This window comes from Luteococcus sanguinis (genome assembly GCF_039527675.1).
Classification (GTDB): domain Bacteria; phylum Actinomycetota; class Actinomycetes; order Propionibacteriales; family Propionibacteriaceae; genus Luteococcus; species Luteococcus sanguinis.
On record NZ_BAAAKI010000001.1, the window covers coordinates 93,278 to 105,419 of the forward strand.

The 12,142-nt window shown below is 67.9% G+C and carries 13 protein-coding genes and 1 tRNA gene; 9 read left to right on the forward strand and 5 right to left on the reverse strand.

Annotation, left to right across the window (positions count from 1 at the left end; genetic code table 11):
* Positions 1–35: 35 nt before the first annotated feature.
* From ABD089_RS00490 to ABD089_RS00515, 6 genes are all read left to right on the forward strand, one after another.
* Positions 36–944 carry a universal stress protein gene (locus ABD089_RS00490; RefSeq protein WP_343884185.1) on the forward strand — a complete coding sequence of 303 codons (909 nt, stop codon included), beginning with the start codon at positions 36–38 and terminating at the stop codon, positions 942–944.
* Between the two features lie 82 nt (positions 945–1,026).
* On the forward strand, positions 1,027–2,571 hold the full coding sequence (locus tag ABD089_RS00495; RefSeq protein WP_343884186.1) for an acyl-CoA carboxylase subunit beta: 1,545 nt from the start codon (positions 1,027–1,029) through the stop codon (positions 2,569–2,571).
* A 9-nt stretch (positions 2,572–2,580) separates the two neighbouring features.
* Positions 2,581–2,976, forward strand: coding sequence for a hypothetical protein (locus ABD089_RS00500; protein ID WP_343884187.1), 396 nt, complete (start codon positions 2,581–2,583; stop codon positions 2,974–2,976).
* Between the two features lie 7 nt (positions 2,977–2,983).
* Entirely contained in the window at positions 2,984–3,505 is a 522-nt protein-coding gene (locus ABD089_RS00505) for an acyl-CoA carboxylase biotin carboxyl carrier protein subunit (RefSeq protein WP_343884188.1), read from the forward strand.
* Positions 3,506–3,518: 13 nt separating this feature from the next.
* Positions 3,519–4,640, forward strand: coding sequence for a sodium ion-translocating decarboxylase subunit beta (locus tag ABD089_RS00510; protein ID WP_343884189.1), 1,122 nt, complete (start codon positions 3,519–3,521; stop codon positions 4,638–4,640).
* Between the two features lie 171 nt (positions 4,641–4,811).
* Positions 4,812–5,645, forward strand: a complete 834-nt coding sequence (locus ABD089_RS00515) for an HAD-IIA family hydrolase (protein WP_343884190.1) — start codon at positions 4,812–4,814, stop codon at positions 5,643–5,645.
* Between the two features lie 27 nt (positions 5,646–5,672).
* Here ABD089_RS00515 and ABD089_RS00520 read toward each other — a convergent pair whose 3' ends face one another.
* Positions 5,673–7,250, reverse strand: coding sequence for a helicase HerA-like domain-containing protein (locus ABD089_RS00520; RefSeq protein ID WP_343884191.1), 1,578 nt, complete (start codon positions 7,248–7,250; stop codon positions 5,673–5,675).
* A gap of 60 nt (positions 7,251–7,310) precedes the next feature.
* Between ABD089_RS00520 and ABD089_RS00525 the strand changes: the two genes are divergently transcribed.
* Together ABD089_RS00525 and ABD089_RS00530 are read left to right on the forward strand one after the other, a co-directional pair.
* A complete protein-coding gene (locus tag ABD089_RS00525) occupies positions 7,311–7,604 on the forward strand; it encodes a type II toxin-antitoxin system VapB family antitoxin (RefSeq protein WP_343884192.1) in 294 nt (97 codons plus the stop codon).
* A 58-nt stretch (positions 7,605–7,662) separates the two neighbouring features.
* A complete protein-coding gene (locus ABD089_RS00530; protein ID WP_343884193.1) occupies positions 7,663–8,187 on the forward strand; it encodes a LytR C-terminal domain-containing protein in 525 nt (174 codons plus the stop codon).
* Positions 8,188–8,285: 98 nt separating this feature from the next.
* Here ABD089_RS00530 and ABD089_RS00535 read toward each other — a convergent pair whose 3' ends face one another.
* From ABD089_RS00535 to ABD089_RS00550, 4 genes are all read right to left on the reverse strand, one after another.
* Positions 8,286–9,788 (reverse strand): potassium/proton antiporter, encoded by a 1,503-nt coding sequence (locus ABD089_RS00535; protein ID WP_343884195.1) that lies wholly within the window; start codon positions 9,786–9,788, stop codon positions 8,286–8,288.
* 59 nt (positions 9,789–9,847) lie between these two features.
* A tRNA-Ser gene (locus ABD089_RS00540) sits at positions 9,848–9,935 on the reverse strand.
* A gap of 51 nt (positions 9,936–9,986) precedes the next feature.
* Entirely contained in the window at positions 9,987–10,430 is a 444-nt protein-coding gene (locus tag ABD089_RS00545) for a nucleoside deaminase (RefSeq protein WP_343884196.1), read from the reverse strand.
* 41 nt (positions 10,431–10,471) lie between these two features.
* On the reverse strand, positions 10,472–11,161 hold the full coding sequence (locus ABD089_RS00550; protein ID WP_343884386.1) for a tRNA adenosine deaminase-associated protein: 690 nt from the start codon (positions 11,159–11,161) through the stop codon (positions 10,472–10,474).
* A gap of 237 nt (positions 11,162–11,398) precedes the next feature.
* On the opposite strand from ABD089_RS00550, the gene upp reads away from it, so the two are divergent.
* Positions 11,399–12,058: a uracil phosphoribosyltransferase gene (gene upp, locus ABD089_RS00555; RefSeq protein ID WP_343884197.1), complete on the forward strand. Its 660-nt coding sequence runs from the start codon at positions 11,399–11,401 to the stop codon at positions 12,056–12,058.
* Positions 12,059–12,142 lie beyond the last annotated feature (84 nt).

A 12,142-nucleotide genomic window follows, 5' to 3' on the forward strand; every position in this document is an offset into this window, starting at 1 on the left:
CGGGCCGCCGTCCCGGAAAGGGTTGGAGGCAGGCCATGAACGAGCAGTTCACCACCGCCGGACGTATCGTCGTCGGGATCGACGGGTCCACCCAGTCGCAGGTCGCCATCGAATGGGCAGCCCGGCGCGCGATCCGTGACGGCGTCGGACTCACCCTCGTGCTCGCCCTCGCACCCCTGCAGGTGCCCAACCGGACCTCGGTCTTCCGAGTGCTGCACGAAGGCATCGACTTCCTCGCCGAGGTCGAGAAGGCCGGCCGAAAGCGTCTGGCCGTCGCCGAGCAGGAGACGCACGCGCGCTGGCCCGAACTCGACCTGCAAGCCGTGCTGCTGCGCGAGACAGAACCTTCGGTGGCGCTGGTGGGGGCATCGGCCGACGCCCACCTGGTCGTCACGGGAACGCGGGGCCTGGGGGCGGTGAGGGGCGCCGCACTGGGTTCGGTGTCCTCCCATCTGGTCGCCCACGCCCGGGGCCGGGTGGTCATCGTCCCCGAGACGGGCGCCTCCGACCCGGCAACCCCGGGCCTGGTGGTGGTCGGTGTCGACGACGCGGCCCAGTCGGCCGCGACCCTGGACGCCGCGCTGGACGAGGCCACCCGCGCGAACGGACGGGTGCTGGCGATCCACGCCTGGGAGTACACGCCGTCGTCCTTCGTCGGGGTCCCGGAAATCGACCTGGGTGCCTTCGACGACACCCGCGAGCTGTTGACCGCCGCCCTGGACCGCTTCGTCGGGGAGCACAACAGCACGGTCCCCGTCGAGACGCGCGTCGAGGTGGGCAGCGCCGGCGCGGCTCTGGTCGAGGCCTCCCACGAGGCAGAACTGGTCGTCGTCGGCACCAGGGGCCGCAGCGGGCTGAGCGGGCTGCTCCTGGGCTCCACCTGCCGCGAGGTGGTCCGGCGCGCACTGTGCCCCGTCCTGGTGGTTCCGGCACCGCGAACCTGACCCCGCTGCGCTCCGGCGAAGGGGGCCCACCTAGGGTGGAGGAAACTCCCGGGCGGGAGCCCTCTTCACCGGAGACGAGGCAATGACGCAACGACTCGATGTTCTGCGCGAGATGCGCGAGCAGGCGATGGCAGGCGGCGGCGAGAAGCGGATCGAGGCCCAGCACGCGAAGGGCAAGATGACCGCTCGCGAGCGGCTGAGCTTCCTGCTGGACGAGAACTCCTTCCAAGAACTCGGCGCGCTCGCGAAGCACCACACCACCGACTTCGGCATGTCCGAACACCGCTACCCAGGCGACGGGGTGATCACCGGCTTCGGGAAGGTGAACGGACGCCGGGTCGCAGTCTTCGCCCAGGACTTCACCGTGCTCGGTGGCTCCTTCGGGGAGGTACAGGCCCAGAAGATCAGCCGCATCCAGGACCTGGCGCTGGTGTCTGGAATCCCGATGATCGGGTTGAATGACTCCGGCGGCGCGCGCGTGCAGGAGGGTGTGCGGTCGCTCGCCGCCTACGGTGAGGTCTTCTACCGCAATGTCGCCGCCTCGGGCGTGATCCCGCAGATCTCGATGATCATGGGCCCCTGCGCCGGCGGCGCGGTGTACTCCCCTGCGCTGACCGACTTCACCGTGATGGTCGAGCAGACGTCCAACATGTTCCTGACCGGGCCGGAGATCATCCGCTCGGTCACCGGCGAGGACGTCGACGCCGAGACGCTCGGCGGCTCCTTCGTCCACAACGCCCGCTCCGGCAATGCGCAATTCAGCTGCACCGACGAGCAGGACGCGATCGAGCTGGTCAAGCTTCTGTTGAGCTACCTGCCGCAGAACAACACCGAAGACCCTGCCCCCCTGGTGCCGCACGACGAGGCCGACCGGATGGATGAGCGGCTCAACGAGATCATCCCGGTCGACGATCGCGAGGCCTACGACATGCGCGAGGTCGTCGAGATGATCTTCGACGACGCCTCCTTCCTCGAGGTGCACGGCCAGTTCGCCGGAAATGCGCTGGTCGGCTTCGCACGGCTGGACGGCCACTCGGTGGGCGTGATCGCGAACCAGCCGACGGTGCTGGCCGGCTGCCTCGACATCGATGCCTCCGACAAGATCAGCCGCCATATCCGCATCTGCGACATGTTCAACATCCCGCTGGTGACCTTCGTCGACTGCCCCGGCTACCTGCCCGGCGTGCAGCAGGAGTACAACGGCGTGATCCGCCACGGCGCCAAGATCATCTACTCCTACTGCCAGGCCACCGTCCCCAAGCTCTCGGTGGTGACCAAGAAGGCGATCGGCGGCAGCTACGTCGCCCTGTCAAGCAAGCAGATGGGCAACGACGTCGCCTTCGCCTGGCCCAGCGCGCAGATCGCGGTGATGGGCCCCGAGGGCGCCGCCAGGCTGCTGAACAAGCGCCAGATCCAGGCTGCGGATGACCCGGCGGCGGAGGAGACGCGCTTCATCGAGGACTACCGCGAAAAGTTCTTCAACCCCTACCGCGCCGCCGACGTCGGCCAGATCGATGAGGTGATCGAGCCGAAGGAAACCCGTCCCCGCCTGATCCGCGCGCTCGAGGTGCTGCGGACCAAGGTCCAGACCAATGTGCCCAAGAAGCACGGGCTGTTCCCGGTCTAGGAGGACGTGATGGACGACCTTGGTTGGGGACTGTTCATGACGGCGGCCGGGATGGGTACCGTCTTCGCGTTGCTGTTGATCCTGATGGGGCTGCTGCTGGCCATCGGCGCCTGGGACCGGCGCAGCGTCGAGGCCACCGCACCTTTGTCGGCCTGCCTTGAGGACGCGGGCTCCGCCGAGGTGACAGAACCTGTGACCGCGGGTTCCTCGGTCGAGGTGCTGGGTCACGGGCTCACCCGCGACCAGGTGGCCGCGGTCGCCCTTGCCGTCACGATCCACGAACGCGTCCGCCGGGCCCAGGCTGCCCCCGCGATGCGCACCCACCAGCCGGGCAGCCACCTGTACGCAAGCCGCTGGGTGTCCGCCGGACGCACCCTGCAGAACACCTCCTGGCGACGAAAGTAGGAAGACGATGCGCCGCTACACCATCGAGGTCAACGACCTCTCACACAGCATCGACATCGACGAGGTCACCGCGGACGAGTTCGACGTCGTCGTCGACGGCATCTCGACGCGCGTCCGCCTGCACGACCACGCCGATCTCGCGCAGGCCGCAATCACCCCCGACGTCACCGTCACGGGACGACGAGCGATGCATGAACCGGTCGTCCGCGACCTCCCGCACGGCGAGCTGGGCGGCTCCCAGGCTCCCAGTACCCAGGCCCACAAGCCCGCCCCAGCGGTCGCCACCGGCCCGACGCCCACGACCGGGACGGACGCAATGACCGCGCCGATGCCCGGCGTGGTGTTGTCCATCAGCGCGTCGCCGGGTCAGACGGTCGTCCGAGGTGACCTGGTGATGGTGCTGGAGGCGATGAAGATGAAGAACGAGATCCGCGCCAGCCGCGACGGCATGATCGCCGGGTTCGGCTGCGCGGTCGGCGACCAGGTGAAGTACGGCGACGTGCTGGTCCGTTTCGCCGCGGGCGCTTGAACGGCGCAATGGCATGAACAGTGAAGTCTGGACGCGGCTGCTGGCTGGCGTCACCCACCTGAACTGGCAGAACGCAGTGATGATGGCTGTCGGCTGCCTGCTGATCTACCTGGCGGTGAAGAAGGAGTACGAGCCATTGCTGCTGATCCCGATCGGCATCGGCTGCGTGCTGGCCAACCTGCCGCTGTCACCGCTGGTGGCGGACGGCGGGATGCTCAAGATCCTCTATGACATGGGCGTCGGCAACGAGCTCTTCCCGCTGTTCATCTTCATCGGCATCGGTGCCCTGACCGACTTCGGGCCCTTGCTGGAGAACCCGAAGATGGTGCTGCTGGGCGCCGCCGGCCAGTTCGGCATCTTCCTCACCCTGCTGCTCGCGCTCGCCCTGGGCTTCACCCACAACGAGGCAGCCTCGATCGGCATCATCGGCGCGATCGACGGGCCGACGTCCATCTATGTCTCCGGCATCCTGGCCCCGCACATGCTGGGCCCGATCACGGTCGCCGCATACTCCTACATGTCGCTGGTGCCCATCATCATGCCGCCCGTGATGCGCCTGCTGACGACCAAGAAGGAGCGGGCGATCCGGATGCCCTACTCCTCGCGAGAGATCAGCCAGCGCACCCGGATCATCTTCCCGATCCTGGTGACCGTCGTCGTCGGCACCCTGGTGCCCTTTGCCACGCCGCTGATCGGTGCGCTGATGCTGGGCAACCTGCTGCGTGAGTCCAAGGTGGTGGAGCGGCTCACGAATGCCTCCGCCAACGAGCTGGCCAATGTCGTGACCCTCTTCCTCGGGCTGGCGATCGGCTCCACGATGGTCGGCCAGAGCTTCCTGAAAACGTCCACGCTGGCGATCCTGGCGCTGGGCCTGCTGGCCTTCGCCCTGGACACCGCCACCGGCGTGATGTTAGGCAAGCTGCTCAATGTGCTGTCGGGTGGCCACTTCAACCCGCTGATCGGCGCGGCCGGCATCTCGGCCTTCCCGATGGCGGCGCGCGTGGTGCAGCAGGAGGCCGCGAAGGAGGACTTCGAGAACTTCATCCTGATGCACGCGATGGGCGCCAATGCGGCTGGCCAGGTGGCCTCCGTGGTCGCCGGTGGCGTGCTGCTGGCGCTGATGGGGGCCGGGTAGTCACGGTTGGGCACGACGGACAGCGTCCTGATGCAGAACCACGGCACCCGGCCGTGATGCAGCTGTCCCGTACACCGACACCTGCGAGTTGCGGACGATCCGCGAGGCAGGCCAGATGGCTTAGCTGGCAGCTCAGGACCACGGAGCGCACGGCAATGGCAGGATTGAGCCATGGCGATCTCTCCTCCCCCGATGGATGCGTCGCACGTCGACGCCTGGCTCACCGACATGGACGGAGTGCTCGTCCACGAGGAGCACGCGATCCCCGGCGCCTCGGACTTCATCGATGCCCTCAAGGCGCACGACCTGCGCTTCCAGGTGCTCACCAACAACTCGATCTTCACCCCGCGTGACCTGCGCGCCCGCCTGCTGAGCAGCGGGATCGACGTCCCGGAGGCAAACATCTGGACGTCCGCCCTGGCCACCGCGAAATTCCTCGAGACCCAACGTCCCAATGGCACCGCCTTCGTGATCGGCGAGGCGGGCCTGACGACGGCGATGTACGAGGCCGGTTACACGATGGTCACCCGCGACCCCGACTATGTGGTGCTGGGCGAGACCCGCACCTACTCCTTCGAGGCGATCACCCAGGCGATCCGCCACATCGAGAACGGGGCGCGCTTCATCGCCACCAACCCCGACGTCTCCGGCCCGTCGATATGGGGCACCCTGCCTGCCACCGGCTCGGTAGCGGCTCTGATCACGGCGGCGACGAACCACAAGCCCTACTACATCGGCAAGCCCAACCCCCTCATGATGCGCACGGCCCTCAACCGGATCGAGGCGCACTCCGAGCACACCGTGATGGTCGGCGACCGGATGGACACCGACGTGCGCAGCGGCTTGGAGGTCGGCATGCGGACGATCCTGGTGCTGTCGGGCTCGACCACCCGTGAGCGCGTGGAGGACTACCCCTACCGGCCGACCCGGATCGCCGACTCGATCGCCGACGTGGTGGACGTGGTGGCCCAGCGCGCCGTCCCCGCCGAGGAACGCGGGGTCTGAGCCCACACGCAGAAGCGTGTCCAGGCCTCAGCGGCGTCGCGTCCCGAACAACGAGCGGACGATCTCGCGGCCAGCCGAGCGCGCGAACTGCTTGAAGGCGCTGGAACCGACGACCTGCTCCACCACCGTCTTGTCCTGACGGGCCCGGCCACGGGGCGCCGATGCCTTCTCCGCGGCCTGTTGGGCCTTCTGCTCGGCCGCCTCCTGCTTGGCGGCAGCCTCGGCAGCAGCGGCATCCGCGGTCGCCTGGAGTTTGGCGGCCAGCATCTCCTGCGCCGACTCGCGGTCAACCGGTGTGCCGTACTTGGCCTGCAGCGGCGAGGCGGAAACCGCCGCGGCCATCTGCTCGGCAGGGGTGGGGGCCATCAGCGACTGCGGCGCCCGCATCCGCGTCCAGGCGACCGGGGTGGGCGCACCGTCTGGGTCCATCACGGTGACGATCGCCTCGCCGATGCCCAACGACTGCAGGGTCTCGGCCAGGTCGTAGTGACTCCTGGGGAAGGTGGCAACGGTCTGCTTGAGCGCCTTCGCGTCGTTCGGCGTGTGCGCCCGCAACTGGTGCTGCACGCGGGAACCGAGCTGCGCCAGCACGTCGTCCGGCACGTCCTTGGGGGTCTGGGTGACGAAGAAGACACCGACGCCCTTCGAGCGGATCAGCCGCACGGTCTGCGCAATCGCGTCGAGGAAGGCCTTCGACGCGCCGTCGAACAACAGGTGCGCCTCGTCGAAGAAGAAGACCAGGTTCGGCTTCTCGACGTCCCCGACCTCGGGCAGGTCATGGAAGAGGTCTGCGAGCAGCCACATCAAGAAGGTGCTGAACAGCGCTGGGCGGTCCTGCAGGTTCGGCAGTTCCAGCAGCGAGATGATGCCCCGGCCATCGGACGCGGTGCGCAGCAGGTCCTTGGTCTCGAACTCGGGCTCGCCGAAGAAGTCATCCGCACCCTGGTCGGAGAGCGTGATCAGATTGCGCAGGATCACCCCGACGGTGGTCGACGAGAGCCCACCGATCGTCTTCAGCTCCGCCTTGCCCTCGCCATCGGTCAGGTATCGCAGCAGCGACACGAGGTCCTTGAGGTCCAGCAGCGGCAGGCCCTTGATGTCGGCGTAGTGGAAGACCAGCCCGAGCGAGCTCTCCTGGGTCTCGTTGAGCTCCAGGACCTTGCTCAGCAGCACGGGCCCGAATGAGGTGATGGTGGCACGCAGCGGGATGCCCGTCCCCTGGCCGCCCAGCGCGTAGTAGTCGACGGGGTTGGCGGCGCCCACCCAGTCCTGGCCGATCGCCCGGGTGCGGGCCAGCAGCTTCTCGGAGCTGGTGCCGGCGCTTCCCAGACCCGAGAGGTCGCCCTTGATGTCGGCGGCGAAGACGGGGACGCCGGCATTGGAGATCTGCTCGGCCATGAGCTGCAGCGTCTTGGTCTTGCCGGTACCGGTTGCACCCGCGACCAGTCCGTGGCGGTTGAGCATCGACAAGGGGATCCGGATCTTCGCGTCCGGGACGGGGGTTCCACCGTCGGCCAGAACGCCCAGCTCGATGGCAGGTTCGTCGAAGGTGTAGCCCTTGGTGATCTCGTCGACCGCAGTGGTCTTGTCAGATGCTTCGCTCATGAGGTCAAGCGTGCCACGACGCTGCCCCCCGCTGCTGCTGCCGGCGGCTAGGCTGTATGCGTGATCTTCAAGCGTGTCGGAGACTCCCGTCCCTACCCTGAACACGGCTACGTGCAGAAGCAGTGGGCCGCGATCGCACCACACCAGGTGCGCCTCGACCAGCTGGTCACCACGAAGCGCACCCTCGACCTCGACGCCCTCCTCGAGGAGGACTCGACCTTCTACGGCGACCTGTTCGCTCATGTCGTCAGCTACCGCGGCGAGCTGTACCTGGAGGACGGCCTGCACCGGGCCCTGCGCGCCGCACTGCAGCAGCGCCAGACGATGCACGCCCGCGTGCTCGAGGTCAAGTAGTCTCTTCCCCAACCCTTCGGGCCGATCGGGCCCCAGATGGACGACTTCAGGAGGCCAGGTGCAGCGCTACGTGCGCATGTTCGGCACGCCCGTCACGCTGCTGGCGCTGCTCGGTGTCCTCATCTTCGGGGCAAAGTGGGGCTACGACAATGTGATGGCCCCACCGCCGGCCGCCCCGCAGACCCCCTGCGTCGACCAGAGCGTCGGCAAGGCGCTCACCACCAAGCAGGTCACGGTGAAGGTCTACAACGGCGGACGCAAGACGGGTCTGGCCGGACGGGTCGCCGCGCAGTTGAAGGCCAAGGGCTTCATCATCGGTCGCACCGCGAACACCGAGACGCGCGTCACGACCACCCAGATCATCGGGGCGAACCCCGACAACCCCGAGGTGAAGCTGGTCGCGGGTTTCTTCAAGGGCGCGAAGATCAGCGGGGATGACCGTCTCGACCACTCCGTCGATGTGCTGGTCGGCCAGGAGACCACGGGCTTCACCGCCTCGGCGCCGACGTCGATCGCCGTGAACGGCGCGGTGTGCCTGCCCGCCACCGGCACCCCGACCCCCAGCGCAGCCGCCTCACGCTGACCGCGCCACCTACTGCCGAACTGAGCCCGGCAACCACCGATGTCGATGGTTGCCGGGCTCAGTTCTCGTTGTGGCAGGTTCTCGTTGTGGCAGTCGCTTCAGGCTTCCAGGCTGACGCCCGTCCACCTGGCCAGTCGCCCACCGCGTCCGATCTCGGTGAACCGGCGTTCCACCTCGGCCCGGTGGCGCTCGGGGGTGACCACCAGCAGTTCGTCCCCCATCTCCAGCACGTCGCTGGCCACGGGTGCGAAGGAACGCTCACCGCGGATGATCAGCGAGACGACGCTGTTGCGGGGCATCCGCAGCTCCCGGATCGACACGCCCACCAACTGCGAGCCGTGGGGGACGCGGACCTGCAGCAGGTCGGCGCGGATCTTGTCCAGGGGTGCGGCCTCGATGTCGACGTCGCGGGCAGCGTCCGGGTCGTAGAGGCCCAGCCGTCGGCCCACCCAGGGCAGTGTGGGCGCCTGCAGGCAGGTGAAGACGATCACGAAGACGAGCACGACGTCGAACAAGAGTTCCGCGCCGGGCATCTTCTGGGCCATCGGGACGGTCGCGAGGATGATCGGCACCGCGCCGCGCAGGCCGGCCCAGCTCAGGAAGACCTGTTCCCGCAAGGGGATGCGGAACCATACGGCACAGGCGTGGACGGATGCCGGGCGCGCCACGAAGGTGAGGAAGATGCCAGCTGCCAGGCCGGTCAGCACCGAGCGCATGGTGACCCGGCCCGGGTTGGCGAGCAGGCCCAGCATCACGAAGAGCCCGATCTGCGCGACCCAGCCGATGCCCTCCACGAATGAGCGGGTGGCGTTGCGGTGCGGGAGCCGTCCATTGCCCAAGGCGACCGCCGCCACGTAGACGGCCGCGAATCCGGAGACGTGGCAGGCGACGCCCACGCCGTAGGTGGCCACTGCCCACGACAGGGTCGCGAGGGGGTACAGGCCCGAGCTGGGCAGGGCGATCCGACGCAGCACCAAGACGCCCGCCAGACCCAACGCGATGCCGATCGCGATACCACCGATGAGTTCACCCACCACGAGCGCGGCAAGCCCCCACCACCCCCCGTGCGGCTCGTTCCCGATCGCCAGCTCCGTGAAGGCTGCCACCAGCAAGACCGTCGGGGCATCGTTGAGGCCCGACTCTCCCTCGAGTACGGCCCGCACCCGGCTGGGCAACGGCACCCCGCGCAGCACCGCGAACACGGCCGCGGAATCAGTGGGCGCCGTGACTGCGCCGAGTAGGAGCGCGACCGGCCAGGCAAGGCCCAGCACATAGTGTGCGAAGCCACCCATCAGCGCGATCGAGACGAGGATGCCAAGGGTTGCGAGCAGGCCCGCCAGCCCCAGTGCGGGGCGGATGGCGTCCCACTTCGTCGTCAGGCCGCCCTCGGCCAGGATCAGCACCAGCGCGGCGAAGCCGAGCCCGTGGGCCAGGTAGGCATCGGAGAAGGGGACCCCCAGTCCGCTGTCCCCGAGCACCATCCCGACGACCAGGAAGATCAACAGCGAGGGCAGGCCGAAGCGGGAACCCAGACGGGCGGCGAAGACGGCCACGAGCGCGACCACCGACCCCAACAACAGGGCGAGGTCGATGGATGACATGGGTTGATTCTTTCAGAACGAGCAAGGGCCCCGGGAACTTGTCCCGGGGCCCTCCATACTGGCGGTGACGGAGGGATTTGAACCCTCGGTGGCTTGCGCCACACTCGCTTTCGAGGCGAGCTCTTTCGGCCGCTCAGACACGTCACCGTCGACAAAGATAGCGCGTCGGTTCACCCGGGCGCCAATCGCGCGGCGCCCTCAGCGGCCGAAGAACTGGACCAGCAGCGAAGCGCACTCCGCAGCCCGCACCCCGCCCAGCACCTCGGGGCGGTGGTTGAGACGTCCGTCACGCACCACGTCCCACAACGACGCCACGGCGCCGGCCTTCTCGTCGAAGGCACCGAAGACCAGTCGTCCCATCCGCGAGGCGACGATGGCACCGGCGCACATGGTGCACGGCTCCAGGGTCACGACCAGCGTGCAGTCGGTCAGCCGCCAGCCATCCCCCCCGGGACGCGCGTTCAACACCTCCGCGGCCCGCCGGATGGCCAGCACCTCGGCGTGCGCGGTGGGGTCCCCGGTCAGTTCACGTTCGTTGGCAGCCTGGGCGAGCACCTCTCCCGAGGGCGACAGGACGACCGCCCCGATCGGCACGTCGCCGTGACCGGTGGCGCGAGCGGCAGCGTCCAGGGCGAGGCACATCGCCTCGTCCCATCGGGTTCCCACTGGCGAAACAGACGGGTTCAGATCCGCCCCTGCGACTCGACCGCACGACGGAAGGGCTGCTCCATCTTCATCTGGCGAACCAGCGACTCCGCCAGCGCGTCGGAGTCCTCGTCGATGTCGTCGGCCAGCTGCTGCAGGTCGAACTCCCCGACGCCCAGGTCGGTGAGCATGTCCAGGTCACCGACCACGTCGGAGTCGTCGTCCGGGTCGGGCACCTCGAGGCCGAGGTAGTCGACGACGTCGCGGGCAATGGGCCAGTCGTTCGCCGACACCGCGTCATTCAGCAGCACCTGAACACTGCGCCCCCGCACCCGCACCAGGACGAAGATCTCGTGCGCTACGGACAAGACCCCCAGAGCTCCCCCATCGCCGGGGATGCGTCGCAGCTGGTTCACCAGCTCGTCCAAGTCGTTCGCCAGTTCCTTGTCCATCGGGACGGCCACCGGCGCGCCATCCTCGCGGTAGAGCGCGACCACGAAGTCGACCTCGTCCTCGGTGGCGTCGTCGAGGTCGTCGTCCTCGTCGTCGTCGTCTTCGTCATCCTCGTCGTCGTCTTCGTCGAGGTCGTCGTCCTCGTCCTCGTCTTCGTCGTCTTCGTCGTCTTCGTCGTCGTCGTCGTCTTCGTCGTCGTCGTCGTCGTCTTCGTCGTCGTCTTCGTCGTCGTCGAGGTCGTCCTCATCCTCGTCGTCCTCGACATCGAGTTCCACGTCGGCATCGACACCGGCGGGAACGTCGTCGTCCAGCTCGTCGGGGGTGTCGACCTCATCCTCCAGCACGTCCGTCTGCTGTTCCTCGTCGCGGTCGAAGGGCTCGACGTCATCGATCTTCGGGGTCACAACATCCTCCTCGGCTGATGGCTGCAGTGCCCATCGTTGCAGACGGGTCAACCCTTTTCACACCGACGGTGCCTGCCCACCGATCCCGCCCGGAACTGGCGGCAACGGATGTGCGACAGTGTGCGGGTGGAACTGATCGTCCTTGACCATCCCCTGGTGACGCACAAGCTCACCCACCTGCGCGACCGTGAGACGGATTCGCCCACCTTCCGGGCACTTGTCGAAGAACTCGTGACCCTGCTGGCCTATGAGGCCACCCGTGAGGTTCGCGTCGAACCCTCAACCGTCCAAACCCCTGTCGCGCCCTATCACGGAGTGCAGATCAGCAAGCCGCGGCCACTGGTGGTGCCGATCCTGCGCGCCGGGCTGGGCATGCTCGAGGGCATGACGCGCCTGATGCCCAATGCCGAGGTCGGTTTCGTCGGCATGGTGCGTGACGAGGAGACCCTGGAACCCTTCACCTACGCCGAGCGCCTCCCGAAGGACCTGTCGGGCCGCCAGTGCTACGTCCTGGACCCGATGCTGGCCACCGGCGGCTCGCTGGGCGGCTGCGTGAACTTCCTGGTGGACCGTGGCGCCGACCACATCACCTGCATCTGCCTGCTCGCCGCCCCCGAAGGCATCGAGAAGTTCCGTCGTCTGGTCGAGGACCTCAAGGTGCCCTGCACCTTGGTGCTGGCCGCGGTGGACGAGAAGCTGAACGAGAACGGCTACATCGTTCCCGGTCTGGGTGACGCGGGCGACCGCCTCTATGGCCTGGCCGAGTAGTCGTTCAGCAGCAACGATTCGCCACGGACGACGAACGGTCCCGCCCCAACAGGGGCGGGACCGTTTCGCTGTCGCTGGCCGTTC

Bases quoted from the DNA above. Each gene is read 5' to 3' on its own strand.
- ABD089_RS00490 (WP_343884185.1), top strand. From the start codon at position 36: ATGAACGAGCAGTTCACCACCGCCGGACGTATCGTCGTCGGGATCGAC.
- ABD089_RS00495 (WP_343884186.1), top strand. From the start codon at position 1,027: ATGACGCAACGACTCGATGTTCTGCGCGAGATGCGCGAGCAGGCGATG.
- ABD089_RS00500 (WP_343884187.1), top strand. From the start codon at position 2,581: ATGGACGACCTTGGTTGGGGACTGTTCATGACGGCGGCCGGGATGGGT.
- ABD089_RS00505 (WP_343884188.1), top strand. From the start codon at position 2,984: ATGCGCCGCTACACCATCGAGGTCAACGACCTCTCACACAGCATCGAC.
- ABD089_RS00510 (WP_343884189.1), top strand. From the start codon at position 3,519: ATGAACAGTGAAGTCTGGACGCGGCTGCTGGCTGGCGTCACCCACCTG.
- ABD089_RS00515 (WP_343884190.1), top strand. From the start codon at position 4,812: ATGGCGATCTCTCCTCCCCCGATGGATGCGTCGCACGTCGACGCCTGG.
- ABD089_RS00520 (WP_343884191.1), bottom strand. From the start codon at position 7,250: ATGAGCGAAGCATCTGACAAGACCACTGCGGTCGACGAGATCACCAAG.
- ABD089_RS00535 (WP_343884195.1), bottom strand. From the start codon at position 9,788: ATGTCATCCATCGACCTCGCCCTGTTGTTGGGGTCGGTGGTCGCGCTC.
- ABD089_RS00545 (WP_343884196.1), bottom strand. From the start codon at position 10,430: ATGTGCCTCGCCCTGGACGCTGCCGCTCGCGCCACCGGTCACGGCGAC.
- upp (WP_343884197.1), top strand. From the start codon at position 11,399: ATGTGCGACAGTGTGCGGGTGGAACTGATCGTCCTTGACCATCCCCTG.